Raw genomic sequence first — 23,995 nt, 5'->3', positions numbered from 1 at the left:
TAAAAACCTAACCATTAATAGGCTTATCTACTGTTGATTTCAGATTAAAGATTACCTCGACTATTCAAATGTCATTATTATTTCTTAAAAAATTGAGACACTTTATTTGTCTAAACCTACAAACTCAAAAAGCCCACTACAAATGGCTCATTAAGTCATTTAGAAAAGTTAGTATATTGATTTATCTACGATTATTTAATAATAAAAATCTGATTTTACAACTTAGTTTGTCAATCTGATGCGCCAAAAAGTTATTATATGTTATAGTAAGCAACTATTATTTTTTGTATCTATTGCAAGTGGTTCCTTATTGAAAGTGATAATTGCTCAGCTGCTGTCCTCACAGTAGGCTAAATAATTCTGCAAAATCAGTAACCGCTTAAGCGCCTAAATCAACGCATATGTAGGCAAAATAATTTGCTGTTATTCGATAAAAAGTGATTTTACTATGATAAATACGGCTACTTTGATGACTCGCTGCTTATCTCCCCTTTTACTAAGTGCCATTGCTCTTTCGACCTTTTCTGTCGCTGCCAATGCAGGCAACATGTATATTTATAAAGACAAAGGTGGACAAGTACTGTTGACCAACGTCAATCCTAGTGGAAATTTTGATAAGTTTACGAAAAAAGTAAAAGTAACTTATTATAAAGACTCTAAGATGTATGACGGAAGCAGCGATAGCTATGGTAGCAGTGCCGCTAGCAACAGCGGAAGTCGCAACTCTTACGACAGCTACATTCGTGCGTCCGCTGAGCGCAACGGTGTGGACCCTGCCCTAATGAAAGCGATGATGCATACCGAATCAGCTTTTAATCCAAACGCACGCTCACCAGTAGGCGCACAAGGCCTTATGCAGTTGATGCCAGCGACTGCGCGCCGTTTCAATGTCAGCAATCCTTGGAACCCTGCAGATAATATCGAAGGATCAGCCAAATATATCGCGTGGCTTATGCGCCGCTTCAACAATAATGTCGAACATGCTGTCGCAGGCTACAATGCGGGCGAAGGCAATGTCGATAAATATGGTGGCATCCCTCCGTTCAAAGAAACACGCAACTATGTTCAAAGAGTGATGAGCCGTTATCATAGCTTGTATAAGAACGATGCAGGACTGTTTGGTGCGAGTATCAGTGCTAACAATCAAACCAGTAGCACCAGTACAAGTAGTGGCTTACAAAATGTCAGTTATGGCACCAGCAGCAATGTGAATAGTGCCAGCTATGCCAACTCAGCCTATGCAGCTTTACGCTAAGCCAGTTACCTAAAAGCCAGACATAAAAAAGCCCATTAACAAATTAATGGGCCTTTTTATGTCTGGCTGCTTTATATCGTGAGGCATTAAGATTAATAAAGCCAAACTATGAGCCACAATTAAGGACTCACAGCCTGATCCAACATTATTTGGTACTTACTTGTTAGCAGCCTGAGTTGCAGCAACTTCAGCAGCGAAGTCTTCTTGCTTCTTCTCGATGCCTTCACCAACTTCTAGACGTTTGAAGCCAAGTACTTTTACGCCTTCAGCTTTTAGGACTTCGCCAACTTTCTTGTCGTTGTCCATAACGTATGGCTGACGTAGTAAAGTTACTTCGTCTAGGTACTTACGTAGGCCACCTTCGATCATTTTTTCAACGATATTGTCAGGCTTGCCAGACTCACGAGCTTTTGCTTCGATGATGTCTTTTTCGCGTGCCAATACGTCAGCAGCAACATCTTCGTCATCTACAGCAACAGGGTTGAATGCAGCGATATGCATAGCAAGGTTTTTACCAGTGTCAGCGTCGCCACCTTCAAAAGATACAACTACACCGATGCGCAGACCATGACGGTATGCAGCGATGTTAGCACCTTCAAGAGTTTCAACACGGCGAATCTGGATGTTTTCACCGATTTTCTGTACTAGTGATACACGTGCTTCTTCAACAGTCTGACCTTCGCCATAAGACAATTCAGAGATAGCAGCAACGTCAGTTACGTTGTTTTCTAATGCAAGGTTAGCAACTTTTTCTGCAAATGCAGTGAAGCTGTCATCTTTTGCAACGAAATCAGTCTGGCAGTTAACTTCTAACAAGAATGCTTTGTTTTCGCCTTGAGCGATGATGATAGCGCCGTCAGCTGCGATGTTACCCGCTTTTTTAGCTGCTTTAGCTTGACCAGATTTACGTAGGTTATCAATGGCAACTTCAACATCACCGTTTGATTCTTCTAACGCTTTTTTACATTCCATCATGCCAAGACCAGTACGGTCACGCAATTCTTTTACCATTTTGGCAGATACTTTTACTTCTGTCATAAGAGTCACCTTAGTATAGTTATGTATAGGAGTGCTATATTTCTAAATGCTGTATTTCTATTCGATATCTTAGTATTACTTAAAATCTAGCAGACAGCTCGTTTTGAACGATTACTAATATAGCCATAGATGATGTCAAACAAATAACATCTCTACAATATAGCGATATGACCAGTAGGAACGATAATACTCGCCCAATAGCTACTCGCTCTACGAATGGCATTATTAATAAGGCTTTATTCAATAACAAGGCATGACGAGTAAAACTACATCATGCCTATTATGAGCTTATACGCTGTTCAAAACATTATATGGATGCTGATAGATACACTATCAAGACATCCTTACAAAGTTAAACTTTTCAAGTCAGCTACTTATTCTGCTGGAGTTGCTGCAGCTTCTTCTGCAGCTGGCGCTTCTTCAGTTGCAGCAGGTGCTTGCTCAGCTTTACCACCAGCTTGAGTTTGTGCGTATTCTTTACCAGCGATGATAGCATCAGCCATAGAAGTTACGTACAAAGTCACAGCACGGATAGCATCATCGTTAGCTGGGATGATGTAATCAACGTTGTCTGGGCTAGAGTTAGTATCAACGATACCGATAACTGGGATACCCAAGTTCTTGGCTTCTTTAATAGCGATAGCTTCGTGATCTACGTCTACTACAAAGATAGCGTCAGGTAGGCCGCCCATATCTTTGATACCACCTAGTGAACGCTCAAGTTTTTCCATATCGCGAGTACGCTCTAGCGCTTCACGCTTAGTCAGCTTAGCGAAAGTACCATCTTCTGCTTGCTTTTCTAGCTCTTTTAGACGGTTGATTGACTGACGTAGAGTTTTCCAGTTAGTCAACATACCACCTAACCAGCGATGGTCAACGTATGGCATGCCAGCGCGAGCTGCTTGCTCACGTACGATACCGCTTGCAGCGCGTTTAGTACCAACAAATAATACTTTGTTTTTCTTAGCAGCTAGGCCGTTTACGTAAGTCAACGCTTCGTTGAACGCTTTTACGGTGTGCTCTAAGTTGATGATATGGATTTTGTTACGTGCGCCAAAGATGTATGGACCCATTTTTGGGTTCCAAAAACGTGTTTGGTGACCAAAGTGAGCGCCTGCTTGTAGTAAGTCGCGCATTTCGATTTTGGTTGGATTCTTTGTAGCCATGAGAATATATCCTATTGGTTGGGTTATGCCTCCACATCACAAAAACAGCCTATTTAGCGACACGCATCTGCTACCGGTTAGTTTTCATTAGTAAAGCACTAACAGATCACAAATTAATCAAGTCGCCAAACACCCAGCAATTTTTTGCCATGATGTGTGTGTCATTGGTTGGTTTAAAAAAAGAAGCTATCGCTAGATTGAAGCAAATGCCCGAATCTAAACTATAAAGTGAATTATAAAAAATAGCTGCGCTGTATTTTATCACATAACGTCTTGAAATCTCCAGCAGTTTATTCGTAGTGTATCAATAAGATAAAAACAAAATATGGCGATAATAAAACAAAAAAAAGCGACGCAATTGCATCGCTTTTTTCATAATTATCTTTTTAATAGCTACTTTCAAGCAAGGTTAATGCTGTCGCTCTTTTATAGTTATCACTCGTTTAGAGGATTGACTATAACTTATGCAATGCAAATACCGATGACCGCTTTGTAACCACGCCACGTAAATGGTGTGATATAACTTTGACGATCTTTAGGCAAATAAGACACGCTTGGCGCACTCTCCACAATGTGCGGCGGAGAGATAATAAACTCTGAACCAAACTCTGTACGAGCATTACCTGAGATTGTATTGGCCATTTCACCCAACAAATCTTTCATCATGGTGATTGAAGAGTCAGGCTCGCCCATCACTTTGATGACTTCTCGCAACATAACGCTTGGTGCACTGACATAGACGCAGCCCTCTAAAGGCCCTGATATCTTGATAACACCGCTATAATCAAAGCCAATCGCGCTTTTGTTGTTGTTCAAGTAAGGGGTATCAATTGACACTTCTGAGCCATCGATTTGCGCAAAAAACGCATTAATCGAGCTTAGAAACACACCCAATTTTTCTACTTTAACCATAATATATTAATATCCATCTGTATTACGTGGCAGCATTAGTCTTGCAAACAAACCACAATCTCGCCTACTTGAGAATGCCAAGTGATGGGGATGATAAAAGAACGCTCATCGTTCGGCAACACAATACTTTGCGGCGCACCTTTGAACACAAATGGTACAGAGATATGAAACTCTGAGCCAAACTCTTTGCGTGCATTGCCTGCAATTGTATTGGCCACTTCCCCAGCCAGATCTACATAGTTCTCTTCACTTTTATCGGTTTCGCCCATGCTGTCTAATATTGAAGACAGCAAGTCACGCGTCGCCGAAAAATACACCACCCCTTTTTGGCCACCAGATATACCAATCACGCCCGTATAATCGTGGACTTTTGGCTGTTTGTTTTCTAGTAAGTAAGGGGTATCAGCAATAAGCTCTTCTCCCCCAAACTGGTCAAAATAATTACTAATAATACTTAAAAAAATCTGTAGCTTTTGCTCTTTCATAATGACATCTGCTTTGGTCGATGAATGGTATTAGTCTTGCATCAGCTCATACAAAGACTCTACAAGCTCCTCTTCCGAAAAAGGCTTGCACAAAAATCCGCTAGCACCTAACGACAGTGCTTCAATGCCGGTGGCTTTGTCAGATAACGCTGATACCACTAAAATGCGTACTTCAGGATCAATCGCGATGATTTTTTCAATACACTCTAGCCCATCCATCTGTGGCATGGTTAGGTCCATGGTGATCACATCAGGACGATGGACGTTAAACTTTTCGATGGCTTGAACACCGCTAGTCGCTGTCGCAACCAACATGAACTTTCCTGAATCGTATGCGCGCTGAATACGGTTTCTAATAATATTTGAATCATCAACAATCATTAACTTATGCATAACTTATCTACTACCTTTAATGAAGTGCTTGTCGTCCCTGACAATATAATTACTATTTTAATTAAGCTTTAGGTAAAGTAATGACAAACCGTGTCATCTGACCTAGCTCGCTATTTACATTAAGCTTGCCATCATACTCTTTTACTTTTGCCTTGATGATATCAAGTCCAACACCGCGACCACCGTCTTCATCTGCGTGCTCTTTAGTAGAGAATCCAGAAGAGAACAGCTGTTTGAGCAAGTCACCTTTACTAAGCTGATTTGCCTCTTCCGTACCGAAACGACCTTCTTGAATCAGTTTATTACGGATGCTGTCATAGTTGACGCCTTGTCCGTCGTCTTGCACAACCAACATAAAGTTTGAACCGTTGTCTTGCACTTCCAAATCTATGGTCCCAACGTCAGTTTTGCCAGCAGTGTGACGCACACTTGGCGACTCGATACCATGGACCACCGCATTACGTAACAACTGGATACTGATTTCTTTGATTGGCTTTGCAAGATGCGCTGGAATACTGGTTTGGGTTAGCGTCGTACTTTTTAGCTGTACTCGCTTGCCTTGTCTTGCAGCAATCTCTTTTGTGAATCCATTGTAAAAAGACAATAAATCGTCATCTGCTTCATTGTCTAAGTCGATATCTAGCCCACCATCAAAATCAGCATTGCTAGCTGCATGGTCTGCTACTGGATTTTGAGTAGCGACTGGTGCTTGTACGGTTGACGACTTAGCTGCTGTCGGTGCTGAGCGGTTGATACGCTCACCCAACGTCGCAATCGTGTTCGATAAGCTGAGTAAGTCATCCAAATGTACCGCCAATGGTAAGAAATCATTACCAGACAACTGACCTTGGTTTTGTAATGCATGCAACTTGTCTTCAGCATCAGAAGCAATCTTAGTAAAGCTGTGTAGTTTTAGTGCTGAGGCTTCACCTTTTAAACTGTGCATTTCACGATAAATAGCTTTCAATTTGCCTTCAAGCTCATACTGCGAGCTACCAGGATTTTTCAAGATATTATTCATCTTCTCGATATGCGCTTGGGTATTACCAATAAACTCATTAATAATCTTTGGATTTACATTCAAGATAGTCGTTAACATCTCAATCTGCATATCGTTTTGTGAACGCTCTTTTTCTAGGCGCTGTTCTAAGTAGACTGCATCTGATACATCGTTAACGTTGACCAAGATACGAGCAATGTCTTTATTGTCATAAACACGTGAGAATTTAAAATCCAAGAAGCGATTATCAAGACTCTTGTCGTCAGATAAGTTATGTAGCATGACCTTGTTTAACGGGTTAAGTGAATCTACCAGCTTTTCTTTAACGCGAGGGTTATAGAGCTGTTCAATAAACTGCTGTGTGGTCTTGAGGTCTTTATCAGAGATACGACCACGCAAGACATTGGTAAAGTTTTCCCCTGCCAAGCTATCAGAGCCGATGATATTGTTCAGCGCGCGAGAATGCTGTTGACCAATATTCAAGTCCTTATCAAGTAGGAAAAGACCCGTGTTTACTGTTTCCATAATTTCTTGCGTTTCTTGGCGAGCGGCAAGTGCTTCAGCATCCGTTTCACGTAGACGACGTACAAAGAAGAATACGAAGATTAGGAAGTAGGTAAAGATAGCGGCAACACCAAGTACCTGAATAAGACGAATGGTAGTTGCTTGACGCTTTGTTTCTTCGTAAACTTCATTAGTCAGCTCATCAAGCGCATCGTTCATACTCAAGCTAGAAGTTTTTGCCTGTTCATATGCTAATGCCAACTCGTCTGAAGAATCTATCCGAATATCACCAGCACCTTCAAGGTAATTTGCAATTAGTGGTTTTAGCTCACTCCAATCTTGCTGCGCTCTTTCTAAGGCTGCCAATTCAGTTGATGTTTTAATACTTGGAATTTTATGAGCATTTCCAGAATCGTCAATGTACTCCGAACCTTCGCGCATACTAGAAAGCAATTGATCAATACCTTGGGTATTATTGTCTAGTCTCTCTCTTACACGCTTCTGGTGAGGAGAATTAATATGTTCACCAATACTACCTTGTAAGTCGAACAAGTCTTTGATGATAGCTTGAGCATTATTAGCTGTTTTATTAGATATATTTACCAATGTGGTGTTGCGTTCAAGAACACTTGAAGTATAAAACGTAAATGCAAGCAGTATCCCAATCAATGCCAAGAAGGCAGCAATCGACAAGATCAAACCACGATAACGCGAGTTACCGTTTTGAGTTGATATAGTCATAGCATAGTCCTTTCAATGTATAGATAAATTTATATTTATGGTTGTTTAAAAATAATACGTTCCATAACTACTACGCTTAGGGTTACTGCAACATTTCCTGTTGCTGCAAAGATGCTTTTGTCAAATCTGTACCAAACCATTTAGTCGTTAACTTTGCGTAAGTACCGTCTTCTTTTAACCCTTTTAACCCTGTATTCACTTTTTTCAGCAGGTCAGGCTGAGCTTTATCTACTAGAAATACTTTGCGAGCACCGTCCGCTCTAATGCTTTCATAGTCAAAGTATTGTGGCTGCAAACTGGGTAGATCATTCAATGTATAACGGAGTACACCAGAATCATCTACGACAGCATCGACCTTGTCTTGTGCCATCGCTTCTACCGCTGCAAATGTAGTCGGATATTGCTCTAAAGAACCTAATTTATATTTACCTTGTGCGAAGTATTCATAAGGTTCTGAACTGGTCAATACACCTACTCTTAAAGTACCTAAATCATCTAATGACTTAATATTTAATGACTCGTCTAAATATACAAGGCTAGTAGGAAGAGGCGCATAAGCATCTGAAAGCAAATATTTGCTAGCACGCTCGCTACTGTAAGTAAGACCTGCTGCTACCATGTCTCGACTTTTATTGTCCAAGTTATCAAACAATCCTTCCCAAGGATCATTATAAACTTCAACTTTAAAACCTTGATTTTCACCAATATATTGCATCAGTTCTATATCGAAGCCTGTTACATTTCCATATTCATCTTTAAATTCATAAGGAGCATAATTAGCTTCAGTACCGACCTTAATAACTGGAGCCGTATCAGGCAAATTACTTACAAAGCTATCTGTGTCTTCCTTTACTGGTGTGCTTACACTTTCTTGAGTAGTAGAATTACCGCAGCCGAATAGGCCAATACCCAAAAGAATCGGTAACGCTCGATATAACTGCATCATAATCTATCCTTGAAACTTCACGTTGTTTTACATTTTAATGAATGACAATCTAGCAAGGTTTAGCAATGTATATACATATTCACTTACAGAAAGTTACGTTAGATAATACTTACCTAATTTTACGTTTGCAATAATTATGTTTGGACATTATTTAAGGTAAGCTATATATAGCAAAGGCTGCATATAACCATAAATAATATATACTCGTTTATAATCAATAAATTCCATCATATAAAATGTCTATAAAATCTAATTTTGCTCTGAATAAAAATAAATAGAGCGCACAAAAAAGCACTCATACGCTGTGAACATATGAGTGCTTTTTTAAAATACAGTTAACTTAAAATAGAGACGCTGTTACTCTGCGTCGTCCAAATTAAGGTTACGATCAATTTTCCAAATCAGGAAAGAACCGAAACTCATTAGTGAAAACAGGGCAATACCGACCTTGAGGACAGGGTTGACTGGAAACAAGTTCAATAACAAACCGCCAAAGATACCGACTGAAAACATTAGCGAGCCTTGTAGTGCGCTTGCCATACCAGCACGGCGTTTCTGAAAAGCGAGCGCAATTGCAGAAGCATTGGGCTGGGTCAGACCTAATCCTGCGATACAAAAGAAAATACAAGCCAGCACCAGTGGCAACCAAGCATCTGTCCCTAAAAGTAAACCAATCACGAATAGCAAACCCGCAGAGATAACCTGCATCATCGCCCCAAAGCGTAAAATACTTAGTATTCGAAAGCGATTGGTAAGCCATTGGTTTAACTGAGTCAAACCTACGAAACCCGCCGCATTCATTCCGAACAACCAAGCGAAATGTGTTGCTGAGACGCCATAAGTATCCATGATTAGCTCTGAAGCCGAGCTGATATAGACAAACATCGCTCCCATTAACAATCCGCCACCAATTGCTGGATAGTTAAAAGTCGGGTCTTTTAATAAGTCCCAATATTGACTGAGCACTTCCCTTGCAGGACGTACGTTACGATTTTCTTCGGTCAAAGTTTCGAAAAAGAAAAACTTGGTAAGTAGCAAGTTTAGAGCGCCAAATGCGGCTAAGAACCAAAAGATAGAGTGCCAATCAAAAAACTGTAAGAATAGCGCGCCAAGCGATGGTGCTAATATGGGTGCTAAGCCCATCACTAAAATCATGATGGAAAAAGCTTTTGCCGTTTGTTTGGCAGTGAGGCGATCTCGAATTGCTGCACGAGTAACTACTGCACCGACGCACGCGCCCAATGCTTGTAAAGTACGGCCTGCAAACAGTACGTACTCATTATCAGTAGTCGCACAAAGGATAGAAGCGATAACATACAGCGTCATACCTATATATAAAGGTTTGACACGGCCGACACGATCACTGAATGGTCCGTAAAATAGCTGTCCAAATACCAAGCCTAAAAAGTATGCAGGGACAGAGTTGGCCATAAAGGCCGTTGAAACACCGAAATCATCGGCCATCGATGGCAATGCTGGCAGATACATATCAATTGATAATGGGCCTACCGCAACCATCAGCCCAAGCATCATAATCCATGCAACAGGCAAATCAGCAGAGCGCACTCGCTCAGAAGCGATAGGTTTGTTTGGAAGGGAGGGTTTTGAAGCAGACATATTTAGACCGTTTTATATAGTGGCTATTATTTTTGATATTTTATTTTTCGACATTTAATTACTTGCACGTGTTGTTAGGTAGGCTTTCGTCATTTTACTGGCTTATCCAGTAATCAAAACAGATACCTTTAACAACAATAGTGCATCTTTACCCACATCGGTGCAAGCAGACAATGCTATATCGTGCTATCTGCTTGCATTTCAATGGCTATAAGATAATAGCGAAACAACCGCTAATAATTAAACTTGTCAAAAGAACTTATCAAAATATGTCTGGTTTTCTTAGGTAGCAACCTCTTCTATTAAAGCGAGTCAAATAAAAAACAGAACTAGCAAAGTTGCTAGTGGAAAAAATTTAACGGAATTGACGTTTGCCAAATAAGGTGCTGGCCTGCTTGGCTTTTCTGAGGGCAAGCTTACGATTACGACCAAGCATCATTTTAAGCTGCCATGCTTTTTCTTTATACAAAGTCTTGGCAGGTTGATCATACATCGCATTTATCACGCGTTTACTTGCTAGTACCGCATCAGGAGAGCGCTCTGCGAATTCGGCAGCAAGTTTTTGTGCTTGTTCAAGAGGCGCTTCACTACAATGACTAATCAAGCCTAACTCTTTGCCTTCATTAGCATCGATGATACGAGCGCTCATGGCGAGCTCTTTTAGAGTATCTTCTCGTAGGACCCCAAATGCTGATTGGGTCAGCCCCATGTCTGGCACTAACCCCCATTTAGCTTCCATAATAGATAACTGACAATCAGGGTGACTGACACGTATGTCACAAGCCAACGCCAACTGTAACCCAGCGCCGATACAGTATCCCTCTAACACCGCTATGACAGGTACTGGTAGATCACGCCATACCAAGCACACCCGTTGGAACGCACTTTGCCATGGCTTAATCAGCTCCCAAAGCGCAAATGCTGTGTTCTTTGGATGATTTAAGTCTCCTAAATCAATCCCTGCGCAAAACGTTCCTTCTGCCCCATTTAGAATGACAGCGCGTATGGTTCTGTCCTTGCTAATACGACCTGCCAGCTTAATCAACTCATTGATTACCTGAAAGCTCATGGCATTTTTTTTATGTGGACGATTTAAGGTAACCGTCAGTATGTTGTCTGTAATACTAACTTGTAAGGTCTCATACTGATAACTTGCAATCGCGTTCATAACAATCCTTATTAATGAATAAAACAAATATGGTTCTAATATTCACAATATTAGCAGGCTTGTCTTTGTTGTACCGTAGTAATAACTGACTGCCACGATACTATAGTCAGTTACATATACAGCAGACACAGACTGTCTAGCTGATAGCGATAAGCAAATTTAACGAGGTTACTTATCGCTCTCTGAACCTGAATGATTCTGACTGCTTTACCTTACCCTCAACTTATATCATTTTCCACGTCATGTCATTTTCGCTCAAGCGATGATAGTTAAGCTGAGGATAAGAAGATAAATCTACCTTTTGCAGGTTGTCTAGCGCCGTTAACAATGCCTCATAATAGGGCTCAATCATTGCAAACTGCACAGGTGTCGTATGCTGTACATTCAGCAAGCACTTATCTTCCAAATCTTGGCTAGCCTGACGCAGTTGCGGTACACCTGTATATCGACTCCCACCCAATATACGATGGGCAATTTGTGCCAACATATTACGGTCATGCGCTTCCCATGCCTGAATAAGCGCCTGTTTTTCATCATTGATAGTATCGATCATCATGATAATCAGCTTGGCCGCCAATTCAGGTTTGTTCGCTGAACGAGTGAGTGCATCTTGCCAATCCAAAATGTTTGAGGTATCACTTTTGCTTATATTGTTGTTACTAAGGTCATTATTGATTTGCTCGTGTAAAGCTGAGTTAGCGTTAGCTGTCCCATCTTGAGAACTACTGTCTTGAATGCTTCTATCTGGAGAGTTGTCGATAGATTTTGTTGGTGATTGTAGTAGTGGCGACTGACCTTGTTTTTGTAGACGTAAGCTTTCATAGCGCGGCTGAATATCACGCGCAGTATCTCGTCTATAGCCTTCACGAGGCTGACTATCGCGCAGATAGTCATCACGGATTTTTTTCAGGGATAGTGGACGGGTAATTTTTGGCTCGCTACTGACAGAAGTGCTGTTACGATCTACCCCGTCTCCTCTTATTATTGGATAAGTAGCGGTTGAGTCATCTGAAGACATACCTGAACTGGCTTGAGACTCTTTATTATTTACCTTGTTAGAGAGCAAGTCGTTCGATAAATCATTATCGTTAATTGAGTAACCACGCAGTGAGTCAATAGTAGTTAGCTCAGCCTCTGATGAGTCGGTACCCTTTACGTTAGCACCTTGTACATTAGCATCTTGTAAATTATCACTCTGCAAATCAGAATGTTGTAAACCAAAGCTCTGCAAATCTGTATCAGGCAGCGCGGTCAATTGTGGTGTCGTACTCTTGCGACCAAGCCATTTCTGTAGCACCTGTAATAACTGAGGTTGGCTAATAGGTTTGCCGACATAGTCATTGATACCGCTGGCTATAAGTTTGTCACGTTCATCTGCTAACCCGTGAGCTGTCAGAGCGATAATAGGGATACGACTATCCGCATTTTCGATATTTCGAATCTGCTTAGCCGCCTCATGACCTGACATACGCGGCATTTGAATATCCATAAATATCAAATCAATATTGTCTTTGTCTTGAGTAGCCGCCTTATCGTCAGCGCTCGTGTCCTCATGATAGAACGCGCTATTTGTTTTCTTATTTATTTCATCACGTGTTTCTGCTTTAGAGAGTTGCGTTTTATTCGATAGGCTTTGCTTATCGCTCTTGGCAGTTTTGATGTTTTTGGTTTGCTGTTTACTGATAATCTCGATAGCATCAAACCCACTGCTCGCCGTGACTACCTGAATACCCAGCTCGCTCAATAAAGCATCAAGCACTAATAAATTAGGCAAATGGTCATCAACTGCCAGCACTGTGACCCCTTTCCAACGTGGTTCCTGCAGGCTTTGCGGCGTACTACGGCTTTGAGTATCGAGCATCGCATACAGCTGTCTTTTGTCTAATGGTTCATACAATATATTGGCATGATAGCGGTTGAGTAGTGCTTGATCGGCCGCCACTTGATAGCCAAACACAGCAAGCTTACCTTGATAATGCAGACGAATTTGCTTAAGGAGCGCCATCATATCGTCTTGCGTGTCATCATCAACGATGACCCAATCCCAATAGTTGCCGTGCTCTTTTAGTGACTCCAGTACACCCGGTAATGAGTTTGCTTGAGTCAACTTAATTGGTAAATACTGTAAGCTGGCCTTTAGTACTTGTATCGAAGCAGTATGATTGATCCAAACCAGTACATTAAACTCATCGGTCTCGCTTGCCAGTGGCGCTAATACTGGTAATTCAATCGTCTGCCCTGTGGCTGCCTCTAGCACATCGACATGGGCCGGCATGCGAAACCAAAATGTCGCACCTTGGTTGGCAATATTTTCTTGAGCATTATCATGAAATCCAATATCACCACCCATCAAGCGCGTTAACTGTTTGGAAATGACCAGACCCAACCCTGTACCGCCATACTGACGCGTGATTGATGGATCGCCTTGGCTAAAGCTTTGGAACAGCATTTTCTGATCTGCAAGAGAAATACCTTTGCCGCTATCTTGCACACTAATCATCAGATAATTATCACGGTGGTCATCTAAGCTCACACGCACCACCACATCACCACTATCCGTAAACTTAATGGCATTACCAACGATATTGGTCAATACTTGTTTAAGACGTAACGCATCGCCATTGATACGCATCGGCACATCATTGTAAAACAGCACCGCCATGCGTAAACCCTTCTCCGCAGAGACAGGAGATAGCATATCGACTACATCATAAATGGTGTCATAGAGATCGAACTCATGGCGATCCAATACCAGCTTGCCTGCCTCAATTTTAGAAAAATCTAAGACATCATTTACCAAAGCAAGCAAATGGGCTGATGACTTACGTATGGTCTGTACATACAAATCCTGCTCAGGATTAAGCTCGCCATGACGTGCCAGCAAATTAATAAAGCCATCGATACTGTTCAATGGTGTACGCAATTCATGACTGATATTGGCTAAAAACGCAGATTTTGCTTGGCTGGTTGAAATCGCTGCATCACGTGCATTTCGAATAGAGATGTTTTGCATCTCCATCTCATCAAATGCCAACCGTAAATCATCTTCAGTTTGTTCGGCATGGTCTTTGAGCTCTTGAAAGCTTCTATGTAAGCGGCGTAACGTTCTGACTAAATCTTGCTGTAATAGATTCAGTTCACCATCTGACTCAACGGGTACAGGTTGGTATAAATTATCGACATGGGTACGTTGCAACTGCAAACGCAGCTCATAAATAGGGGCAATCCAACGTTTCGAATAGATATTTAGGCTCAGTAGTAGAATCAGGATAGTAAATAAACCAGTAATCACTAACGCCATCGCAATACGGTAGCGTGCAATATAGAGCGGCTCATTATCCATATCGACGAGCAGCCACAACGTTTGCCCTTCAAATTCTCCCAATACACTGCCATACGCTGTGCCTACAGGCGTTGGGCGTTGTGACAAAAAGCTTGCGGAATCACTGATTAGCGGCCATTCTTCATTGAGGCCATAACCGACTGTTGCTAATATTTGATTGCCTTCATTAATAATAGCAATGCGCTGTACATGCTGCTCGGACTGCATACGTCCAAGCTTATCTTGGATACCCTCTAGCGTCGTCATCGCCGCTTGCTGGGTCCTCTCAGCACTACTCCCTACTTGTTGGCGCTCTTGTTCTAGCAGCTCAGGAATCAGTTCAGCTATGACTGGTGTGTAGCGAATAAGTACCGCTTCGGCCAATACTTCTTGCTCCGAGTCGCTTGCACGCATGGTTTCGTGAAATACCAAAATGCCGCCTACTGCTGCCAACACACAGATAGGCAAAAACACCAGTATGATCAGCTGACCATAAGCACTACTGGTATCGAAACGTTTTTTATATGCCATGCTAGGTCTACTCTCTACTAAGGTTCTTGCCGTGAATTTTCGTAATAATGTCAGTATTCGTGATACTTGTAGCGTGTCGTATCAGAGCATCTGGGTAAGGCGCTATTTTTAATGAAGCTATTAATCGTTAATAAAGTAACTGATTTTGACGAGGCAACTACTATACAGCTCAAGATTATCTTAACAGGATTCTCTAAGTTCTGGTTAGGCATTCCATGGGATGAATAACGTTATAATTAGAGTACCAACCACTCTGTGTCAAAGAAAATATGGCTTTAAGCGAACAGTCCCATTTTTGCAACCTTCAACGTAACATTAACATTGACCTGATACAGTGACTATTAATCCTTGATGCGATAAGCGCAGCTGAAAACAAAATGATATAATAAAGCCACTTTTTATTTACCACAATATATCGCTCATAGTCATAACATATGAGAGCGCACTCTAATGCCTTTCGTTTTTAGCTCGCTTATCACCGTAAACCTATAACCCAAGCGACTGTCTAAAATTATGATCAAACAATAAAAACAGTGCTTCCATCAAAAATAAGCCATTAAAAACATATTCAAAAAATAGAAAAGGATACTTTATGTCCACTACGGCCATGTCAAATGCTAACTTTATTACTCAAATCACTACCCTCGCTGATTGCGTTGGTCAAACGCCACTGGTAAAACTTCAACGTCTGCCTGAGCAAGAGCACATTGCCAATGGCGCCACAGTATTAGCTAAGCTTGAAGGTAATAATCCAGCGGGTTCTGTAAAGGATCGTCCTGCTTTTAATATGATTTATCAAGCAGAACAACGCGGTGACATTAAGCCTGGCGATATGTTGATTGAAGCCACTAGTGGCAATACTGGTATTGCATTGGCCATGGTCGCTGCGATGCGTGGCTACCCGATAACGTTGCTGATGCCAACCAACTCTACCCAAGAACGTAAAGATGCCATGATTGCTTATGGCGCAACGCTGATTGAAGTAGACGAAGGTATGGAAGCTGCGCGTGATTTGGCATTACAGATGCAAGCAGAGGGCAAAGGGGTTGTATTGGATCAGTTTAATAATCCTGATAATAGTCAAGCACATTACCTGACTACAGGCCCTGAGCTATGGGCACAGACAGAAGGTAAAATTACGCATTTTATAAGTTCAATGGGCACGACAGGTACGATTACTGGTGTATCACGTTACTTAAAAGAGCAAAATCCAGACGTCAAAATCATCGGACTACAGCCTGACGAAGAAGCTTCGATTGCTGGTATTCGCCGTTGGCCAGCGGCTTATATGCCAGGTATTTTTGATGCAGACTTGATTGATGAAGTGATGGATATCGATCAGCGTATTGCCGAAGTATATATGCGTAAATTGGCGAAAACTGAAGGTATTTTTGCTGGGGTATCTTCGGGCGCAGCTGCATGGGCAGCGACCCAAGTGGCAAAAGAAAATCCTAATGCTGTTATTGCTTTCATCGTCTGCGATAGAGGCGATCGTTATTTATCAACGGGTTTATATAACGTTGACGATAGCAATACGGATAACAGCAGCGCAGAAGTTAATTAATGCATAAGAAATACCATTTAGTACCGTTAATTTAAAAGAAGTGCAGAGCAGCCAAGTGCAGATGTAATACTTCAAGCTAGGTTAGCGCTGTCATTCTTTTACAATGAATTAACTATAAGCTCATAAATAGTCAGGATTATCTATGTCACAAGCGCTACCATCCGACCCTATATTAGTTTTCGATATCGAGACTGTCGCCGATGTCGATGCAGCACGCCGTATTTATCCGCAATTGGCCGATCTTAATGATGCGGATGCGTTAAGTGCGCTGACAGCGATACGTACACAAGAGGCAGGGCATGATTTCATGCGCTTGCCACTACAGCGTATCGTCTGTATCTCAGCTCTGTATATCAAAGATGGTAAGTTATCGCTATTTTCTTTGACTGCCGATAAATTTAGTGAAAAAGAAATCCTAGCCAAATTCTTTAGAGCATTTAACGACATTGAGACATTGCCGCAACTTATTAGTTGGAATGGCTCGGGCTTTGACATACCTGTACTGATATATCGTGCCATGCAATATGATTTGTCAGCACCATGGCTGTTCGAAGAAGGCGAACGTATTAAAAACATGCGCTTTGATAATTATGTTAATCGCTTTCATACGCGTCATCTAGACTTGATGGATCGGTTTAGCCAGTACGGTGCTAGCCGCCGCGAAGCGATGGATATCGTCGCAAGTTTGTACGGATTACCCGGTAAAACTGATGTAGATGGCAGCATGGTCGGTGCGCTTGTTAGTAGCGGTGACTGGCAGACCCTATCTATATACTGTGAGTCTGATGTTATGAACACTTGGCTTATTTATTTACGCTGGTTACGTCTAACAGGACAATTGTCTTCACAAGATTTTGATGCTTGGCAGCAGCAGAGCTATGACTATCTAGCAAAGTATACCCAAGCTGACGGTAGTCCGCGACATCAAGAGTTTATCGCTGACTGGTCATCGGCACCTGAATTATAGAATTCGCATTATTAGTAGTTTTTATTCCCCTCTTCTAGTTATTTATTATTAAGGCAGGTTTATGCAACCCACCGATTCAAAAACATCTACAGCATCTGATATGGCAGCGCAAAACAGTAACGCTCAAACGAATGAAGCTCAAACAAACGACACCCAAACGATTGTCATTCCGCCGAGTAAGAAAAAATCAAAGCCATCATCAAAGACACGTCGTCGCCTAAAAGACGCAGAGCCAATTCCATTTAATATTGATGGCTTGTCACATGATGGTCGCGGTGTTGCTGTCTATGGTAATGGTTTTGATGTTGCGGAAGGTCATGCTGAAGATAAGCACGGCAAAAAAATCTTTGTTAGCTTTGCTCTACCAGGTGAAAGCGCCTTAGTAAAAATAACCAACAGCCGTGCTAGCTTTGAAGAAGGCGATGCCATTAGTATTACCGCCAACCCAAACCCTGAACGTGCTGTACCACCCTGCCCGCATTTCGGTACTTGCGGCGGTTGTAACTTGCAGCACTGGCAGCCAGATGGTCAAATAAACTTTAAACAGTCAGTACTGGCTGAAATGCTAATGCATCAAGCCAATGCAGAACCTGACAATTGGCTGGCCCCTGTGGTTGGTGATCGTCTTGGTTATCGTACCAAAGCACGTTTGGGCGTGCGCTATGTTGTCAAAAAAGAAACCGCGCTTGTCGGCTTCCGCGAGCGTTCAAGTAACTTCTTAGCAGAGCTAAATGAGTGTCATATCTTAGATCCGCGTATTGGTTTCGAGATTGAAAACCTAAAAACGCTTATTAGCACTTTAGAGAGCCGTGACAAGATTGCTCAGCTTGAGCTTGCAATGGGTGAGCAACTGCCAGAACTACCTGATGGCAATCAGCCAGTTGCGCTCATCGTACGTAATTTAGAACCGTTGTCAGACGCTGATATAGACAAACTAAAAGTGTTTTTCGCGGCGCGTAATTGGCAGCTATATTTGCAGTCGAAAGGTGTTGATAGCATCCAACGTATTGCGTTGACAGACGCTGATGATTTGAGCGAGCAATTTGGTCGTTTATACTATCAATTGCCAGAGTATGATCTGACTTTTGAATTTATCCCTACTGACTTTACTCAAGTAAATTTATCCGTAAACCGTCAGATGACCAAGCTTGCCTGTGACTTGTTGGACTTAAAAGCAGGCGAACGCGTACTAGATTTATTCAGTGGTTTGGGTAACTTTAGTTTGCCACTAGCGCGTCTCGTTGGCGAGACAGGCTCAGTAGTCGGTGTCGAAGGCAGTGAGGCCATGACCGCACGTGCTGCTGACAACGCTCGTCGCAACGGTATCAACAATACTGAGTTTTATAGTCAAGATTTAACTCAAGACTGTACTGATAAGCCATGGGCCAACCAAGGTTTTGATGCACTTTTGATTGATCCACCGCGCTCTGGTGCTTGGGAGATTATGCAATATTTGCCAAAATTTAATGCTGAGCGCATTGTTTATGTCTCTTGTAATCCAGCGACCCTTGCCCGTGATACAAAAGCATTGTTAGAACAAGGCTATCGTCTGACTCATGCTGGCGTGATGGATATGTTCTGTCATACGGGTCACGTTGAATCTATCGCTCGCTTTGAAAAAGTAGCGGTTTAACACTATTAATCTTCAAAAATGATTAATAGTTAATAACAACTGATAGTTAAACCTAATTAAAGAGACAATTAAGCGTTATTACAATTATCTAAGTTAACCCAAAGCTTTGATAAGTTTGTGCTAATAAATAGCCATTATTTAGCGTAATTGACCACAGCCATACAGAGGCTCGCTTGATTTGTCACTTTAAAATGAGATAATAGTAAACAATCTTCCTATGTTTTTGATGATGTTTCCAATCGCTACATAGCAAGCATTTGCACTCATAGCTTTATATATTTTACGCGCATTTTATAGCTGCTAAAAATAACATTTTTAGCAGTTGTATTGGTTTATAGCTGACACTTTATGGATCGTTAATTCAGAGTGTGTGCATAGTAGATGAGGTTATAATCAATTCAAAATAGCTAAGAGGAGTCGGCTATGGTAAAAATTCGTGAAGGATTACCGCTGGTGGATGGACAAACCACGCAGGCCGATAGTGCAACACTTGCGGCGCAACTGGTGGCGAGCCAACGCTCTCACCAGTCAGCCAATAGTTATGCTCAAATTCCCCTCGACATCAAATACCAGTTGGCAACCCACAAGCTACATACTACTTTTGATCGCTCAGCCGCACACACTTATCATTTGCATGACCCTCATACTGAAGACGAGTATTTAGATGATACCAATACGCTATCAAACAAAGAGCTTGAGGCGGTCGACTTAGACCAAGCCAATATCGACGTACCTACTTGGCTAGATAATGTGGCCAAACGTATTGGACAAGAGTCAGTACCCAACCTAAGTGCAGCTTGCGAGTTTATTCGCAGTCATATGAATACCAGTGAATCTGAGCGTTCAGGTGCCTATGTGACAGGTATTGGTATGACTGATATTTTGACCTATCTTTATCAAGATGAAGACGCATTGGTCGCGGCCATGCTGTATCGCAGTGCGCGCAAATCAATTATTAGTCTCGCTGAAGTTGAAAAAAACTTTGGTCCAGATATTTTGACGCTTGTTAAAGATACCCTTGCAATGGGTAAGCTGTCGGAGATTATTGAGAGCAACAAGCGCTTAGAAGACCATTTCGTCAATAATCAACGTGATCAGCTATCAAATATTTATAGCATGCTCATCTCTGTTACTAACGATGTGCGCGTGGTACTCATCAAATTGGCTGAACGTACTTTCGCCATGCGTGAATTGACTTTTTCTAATCAAGAACGTCAAACGCGTGTCGCACGTGAAGTCATGACTATTTATGCGCCATTAGCCCATCGCTTAGGTATTGCACAGCTGAAATGGGAGCTCGAAGACTTAGCTTTCCGTTATCTTGCGCCTGATCGCTATAAAGAAATTGCTAAGCTGCTGTCAGAAAAACGTAGCGAACGTGAGTCCTATATTCAGCGCGTACAAGACAAATTAAATGAATCATTAGCAGACGCCAGTATCGAAGGCGAAGTATCTGGGCGCGTCAAACATATCTACTCTATTTATCGAAAAATGAAGCTCAAAGGCTTATCTTTCGATCAGCTTTATGACATTCGTGCCTTGCGCGTCTTGGTCAATAGCCCTTCTGACTGCTATCATGTTTTAGGCCTAGTACATGGCTTATGGCGTTATATTCCTGAGCAGTTTGACGATTATATTACTAACCCTAAATCTAATGGCTATCGCTCACTACATACGGCTGTAATCGCAGAAAACAAGTCACTGGAAGTCCAAATTCGTACTCATGAGATGCACTTTGAGGCAGAGCTTGGCATGTGTGCGCACGTTAATTACAAAGAAGGACTAAAGAACAAAAAAGACAATTATCTGAATCAAAGAATCAGCTCACTACGCCAATTATTATCTATTAATAATGAGACACGTAATCAGCCACGCTCAGCTGTGGTAGCGGGCGAAGAGATAGACGATATCGAGTTTGACGAAGAAGAACAACTTGTTGATTTTGATGAGCTAGAACGTATTTATATCTTTAGCCGTGACGGTGATATTACTGAGCTACCAAAAGGCGCGACCGTTCTCGATTTTGCCTACTATGTGCATACTCAAGTTGGCAACCGTGCGCAGGCTGCCCGTGTCAATCAGCGCTATGTGCCACTGACGTATCAGTTAAAAACAGGTGAGCAAGTTGAGATTATCACTAAGGCGTCGCGTGAGCCCAATCGTGATTGGTTAGTAGCATCGCTAGGTTATATCCATACCAATCGGGCCCGTTCAAAACTGCGCCAATGGTTTAATAAGCAAGACCGTGATAAGAATATTGAAATAGGTCGCCAAATGCTCAGTAAAGAGCTTGAGCGCCTATCTGTTCACCCTAACAGTATTGATCTAAACGACTATATTCAGCATTTTCATGTCAATACGACCGACGATATTATCGTGGGTCTGGTGACAGGTGATATTGGCCTGAATCAGTTGACCAGTCATATTTCTCGTCAGTTGCATCTAGAGCCTGAGATACCACCCGAGAGCTTTGTACCGCATGTAGATAACCGAGATACAGGTAAGCTCGATGCGTATAAAATCCATATCGATGGTTTGGATAATATTGAAATCAATTTGGCAGGTTGTTGCCACCCTGTGCATGGCGAACCGATAGCTGGCTACATCACTTTATCGCGTGGCGTTAGCGTGCATAATCGAGGCTGCCCAGAGTACTTACGTCTGGTCGAGCGTGACCCTGAGCGCAAGATAGAAGCCGCGTGGCAAGTGCAGACGGGTCGTTATCAGCCCGTTGATATTCATGTCGAAGCATATGACCGACGCGGTTTGCTACGTGATTTGACACAGATAATTGATAAAGAAAACGTCAATATTCGCCAAGTTCAAACGTTAAGCAATGACGACAATATTGCTTTTTTAAAGTTCCATATTGAAGTTTCAGGCTTGGCACATCTGTCTAAGTTGCTCGCAAAATTAGAGCAGCAACATGGTATTTTGCACGCGCGCCGTGCAGTCGTGTAAATAAAACCTTAAGCCAGTCGTTGTTTATTCCACAATAGAGTTGTCAAAAAATACTATGCCTGAATTACCTGAAGTAGAAACCACTAAAGCCAGTCTTGCTCCATTATTGGGGCAACAAGTAGTTGATGTTAAAGTATTTCAGCCAAAGCTGCGATGGATGATGCCAGATAACTTAGACGATCTAATTCATTACACGTTAGAGAGTGTTGAGCGCCGAGCAAAGTATCTGATTCTTAATTTTCTGCCAGTAGATGCACAGAATAACGCTTCCATGTCAGCCAGCAAAGTTGAACCACGTCAGCTTCTTATTCACTTAGGAATGTCAGGTAGCTTACAACAGCATAGCTATGGTACTGATAAGCGCAAACATGATCATCTGGTCGTCATTTTTAATGATACTGATAATAAAAAGTCTCAGCTACACTACTATGATCCAAGACGTTTTGGTTCAGTACTATGGCATAAGAATTACGGTAGTAAACTACTAGATCATCTAGGTCCTGAGCCGCTTTCAAAAGATTTTACCGCAGACTATTTGTACAGCTTAATCCAGCGTATAGATTTATCTAGCCAGGATAGCAATGAGTCATCGTCAGATGATACTAAAACGAATAAGCGACTAAAACCTATTACCCGAGTGATTAAATCTGTCATTATGGAACAAGAAGTCGTGGTCGGTGTTGGCAATATCTATGCGACTGAAAGTCTGTACTTGTCCGGAATCCACCCTGCTACACCAGCCAATCAAATTTCATACGATCAGACTGTTATTTTAGTTAATCATATTAAAGAAATTTTAAAGAAAGCGATAAAATTGGGCGGATCAACACTACGAGATTTCACAGTAGCCAGTGGTCAGACTGGTTACTTTCAGCAAACCTTAAATGTGTATGGTAGACAAGGCGAAAGCTGCCTACATTGCAGCACGACGCTAGAGAACATCAAGCTTACTGGTAGAGCCAGTGTTTATTGTCCAAATTGTCAGCCGTTAAAATAGTTAATAACTGATACCTGTTTGCTTGAGGTATATTTAGATTAAATGAGGCTAATATCTAGACAGAGTATTTATTTTTAAAAGTATTATATATTGCTAAAGCTATCACTAGATTATTCTCATTTTTGTTGCTTATTAGCGCGCATCTTGCTTTAATAGTGCTAGCGCTTACATAAATAGTGCGTATCATTTATTTTTCTGTAATATTTAGCCTAACTATTGTTGCCGCAAGATTTCTGTGTGGAAATAGCAGCAGCCATTAATCATACTATTATGAGTTTCAGGATATCGTTATGACTGTTAAAGCAAAAACTCAACGCACAGTTAAGCAGAGATTTTTTACTGCATTGGCAATTTTAGGATTGGTAGCTGCGACTATTCAGCCTACTTTTGCAGCTATAGAAATTGATGAAACTGATTTCGGGCCTTCATACGAAACGATAGTAGTTGATACGATTGTTGGTAAACCATTGCAACTTGTGAATGCTGTAGCTGGTACGGCAGCTTATATCGTAAGCCTACCTTTCTCACTTATTGGTGGTAATGCAGATCAAGCACAGCAGAAGCTATTTGTTGAACCTTGGGATGCGATGGGACGTTGTTTAGGCTGTACAGTTGCAGAAGACAATTATTACAAATCTCAAGTTGTTGATAATAACGTGGTACGTATCGTTGTCGATCAACCATCAGAGATTCTGATTAATACTAATGACTATGTAGTGGTCACTCCATAACCATTTGCTTTTAGTAGGCGCATCAAATAGTTTATAAAAAATGACTGTGACTATTTCATAGCAA

17 protein-coding genes are annotated in these 23,995 nt (G+C 41.6%); 7 read left to right on the top strand and 10 right to left on the bottom strand.

Features of this window, described 5'->3' with window-relative positions:
• The first annotated feature begins 448 nt into the window (after positions 1–448).
• Positions 449–1,255, top strand: coding sequence for a lytic transglycosylase domain-containing protein (locus IEE84_RS02125; protein WP_179799031.1), 807 nt, complete (start codon positions 449–451; stop codon positions 1,253–1,255).
• Between the two features lie 156 nt (positions 1,256–1,411).
• Here IEE84_RS02125 and tsf read toward each other — a convergent pair whose 3' ends face one another.
• From tsf to IEE84_RS02075, 10 genes are all read right to left on the bottom strand, one after another.
• Positions 1,412–2,293, bottom strand: a complete 882-nt coding sequence (gene tsf, locus IEE84_RS02120; protein ID WP_057758434.1) for a translation elongation factor Ts — start codon at positions 2,291–2,293, stop codon at positions 1,412–1,414.
• A 374-nt stretch (positions 2,294–2,667) separates the two neighbouring features.
• Positions 2,668–3,459, bottom strand: a complete 792-nt coding sequence (rpsB, locus tag IEE84_RS02115; RefSeq protein ID WP_057758431.1) for a 30S ribosomal protein S2 — start codon at positions 3,457–3,459, stop codon at positions 2,668–2,670.
• 462 nt (positions 3,460–3,921) lie between these two features.
• Positions 3,922–4,371: a chemotaxis protein CheX gene (locus IEE84_RS02110; RefSeq protein WP_057758429.1), complete on the bottom strand. Its 450-nt coding sequence runs from the start codon at positions 4,369–4,371 to the stop codon at positions 3,922–3,924.
• Positions 4,372–4,406: 35 nt separating this feature from the next.
• The gene (locus IEE84_RS02105) at positions 4,407–4,856 is read right to left on the bottom strand and encodes a chemotaxis protein CheX (protein WP_057758427.1); all 450 of its coding nucleotides are present in this window, start codon (positions 4,854–4,856) and stop codon (positions 4,407–4,409) included.
• Positions 4,857–4,886: 30 nt separating this feature from the next.
• Positions 4,887–5,249: a response regulator gene (locus IEE84_RS02100; RefSeq protein ID WP_057758425.1), complete on the bottom strand. Its 363-nt coding sequence runs from the start codon at positions 5,247–5,249 to the stop codon at positions 4,887–4,889.
• 61 nt (positions 5,250–5,310) lie between these two features.
• Entirely contained in the window at positions 5,311–7,494 is a 2,184-nt protein-coding gene (locus IEE84_RS02095; protein ID WP_191114726.1) for an ATP-binding protein, read from the bottom strand.
• An 82-nt stretch (positions 7,495–7,576) separates the two neighbouring features.
• Positions 7,577–8,440, bottom strand: coding sequence for a substrate-binding periplasmic protein (locus tag IEE84_RS02090; protein ID WP_191114725.1), 864 nt, complete (start codon positions 8,438–8,440; stop codon positions 7,577–7,579).
• Positions 8,441–8,797: 357 nt separating this feature from the next.
• The gene (locus tag IEE84_RS02085) at positions 8,798–10,057 is read right to left on the bottom strand and encodes a multidrug effflux MFS transporter (protein WP_191114724.1); all 1,260 of its coding nucleotides are present in this window, start codon (positions 10,055–10,057) and stop codon (positions 8,798–8,800) included.
• A gap of 355 nt (positions 10,058–10,412) precedes the next feature.
• On the bottom strand, positions 10,413–11,225 hold the full coding sequence (locus IEE84_RS02080; protein ID WP_134292623.1) for a crotonase/enoyl-CoA hydratase family protein: 813 nt from the start codon (positions 11,223–11,225) through the stop codon (positions 10,413–10,415).
• A 223-nt stretch (positions 11,226–11,448) separates the two neighbouring features.
• On the bottom strand, positions 11,449–15,078 hold the full coding sequence (locus IEE84_RS02075; protein WP_191114723.1) for a hybrid sensor histidine kinase/response regulator: 3,630 nt from the start codon (positions 15,076–15,078) through the stop codon (positions 11,449–11,451).
• A gap of 592 nt (positions 15,079–15,670) precedes the next feature.
• On the opposite strand from IEE84_RS02075, the gene cysM reads away from it, so the two are divergent.
• The 6 genes from cysM (at position 15,671) to IEE84_RS02045 (ending at position 23,931) form a co-directional block, all read left to right on the top strand.
• Positions 15,671–16,642, top strand: coding sequence for a cysteine synthase CysM (gene cysM / locus IEE84_RS02070; RefSeq protein WP_191114722.1), 972 nt, complete (start codon positions 15,671–15,673; stop codon positions 16,640–16,642).
• A gap of 142 nt (positions 16,643–16,784) precedes the next feature.
• The gene (locus IEE84_RS02065) at positions 16,785–17,609 is read left to right on the top strand and encodes a 3'-5' exonuclease (protein WP_057758412.1); all 825 of its coding nucleotides are present in this window, start codon (positions 16,785–16,787) and stop codon (positions 17,607–17,609) included.
• Between the two features lie 61 nt (positions 17,610–17,670).
• The gene (gene rlmD / locus IEE84_RS02060) at positions 17,671–19,242 is read left to right on the top strand and encodes a 23S rRNA (uracil(1939)-C(5))-methyltransferase RlmD (RefSeq protein WP_416383472.1); all 1,572 of its coding nucleotides are present in this window, start codon (positions 17,671–17,673) and stop codon (positions 19,240–19,242) included.
• A gap of 423 nt (positions 19,243–19,665) precedes the next feature.
• A complete protein-coding gene (locus IEE84_RS02055) occupies positions 19,666–22,203 on the top strand; it encodes a RelA/SpoT family protein (protein WP_191114721.1) in 2,538 nt (845 codons plus the stop codon).
• A 55-nt stretch (positions 22,204–22,258) separates the two neighbouring features.
• Positions 22,259–23,200, top strand: coding sequence for a bifunctional DNA-formamidopyrimidine glycosylase/DNA-(apurinic or apyrimidinic site) lyase (gene mutM, locus IEE84_RS02050; RefSeq protein ID WP_191114720.1), 942 nt, complete (start codon positions 22,259–22,261; stop codon positions 23,198–23,200).
• Between the two features lie 290 nt (positions 23,201–23,490).
• On the top strand, positions 23,491–23,931 hold the full coding sequence (locus IEE84_RS02045) for a hypothetical protein (RefSeq protein WP_191114719.1): 441 nt from the start codon (positions 23,491–23,493) through the stop codon (positions 23,929–23,931).
• Positions 23,932–23,995 lie beyond the last annotated feature (64 nt).

This window comes from Psychrobacter sp. 28M-43 (genome assembly GCF_014770435.1).
Lineage (GTDB): Bacteria > Pseudomonadota > Gammaproteobacteria > Pseudomonadales > Moraxellaceae > Psychrobacter.
The sequence above is the reverse complement of the archived record's forward strand: the minus strand, read 5'-3'. Positions and strand labels throughout refer to the sequence as shown.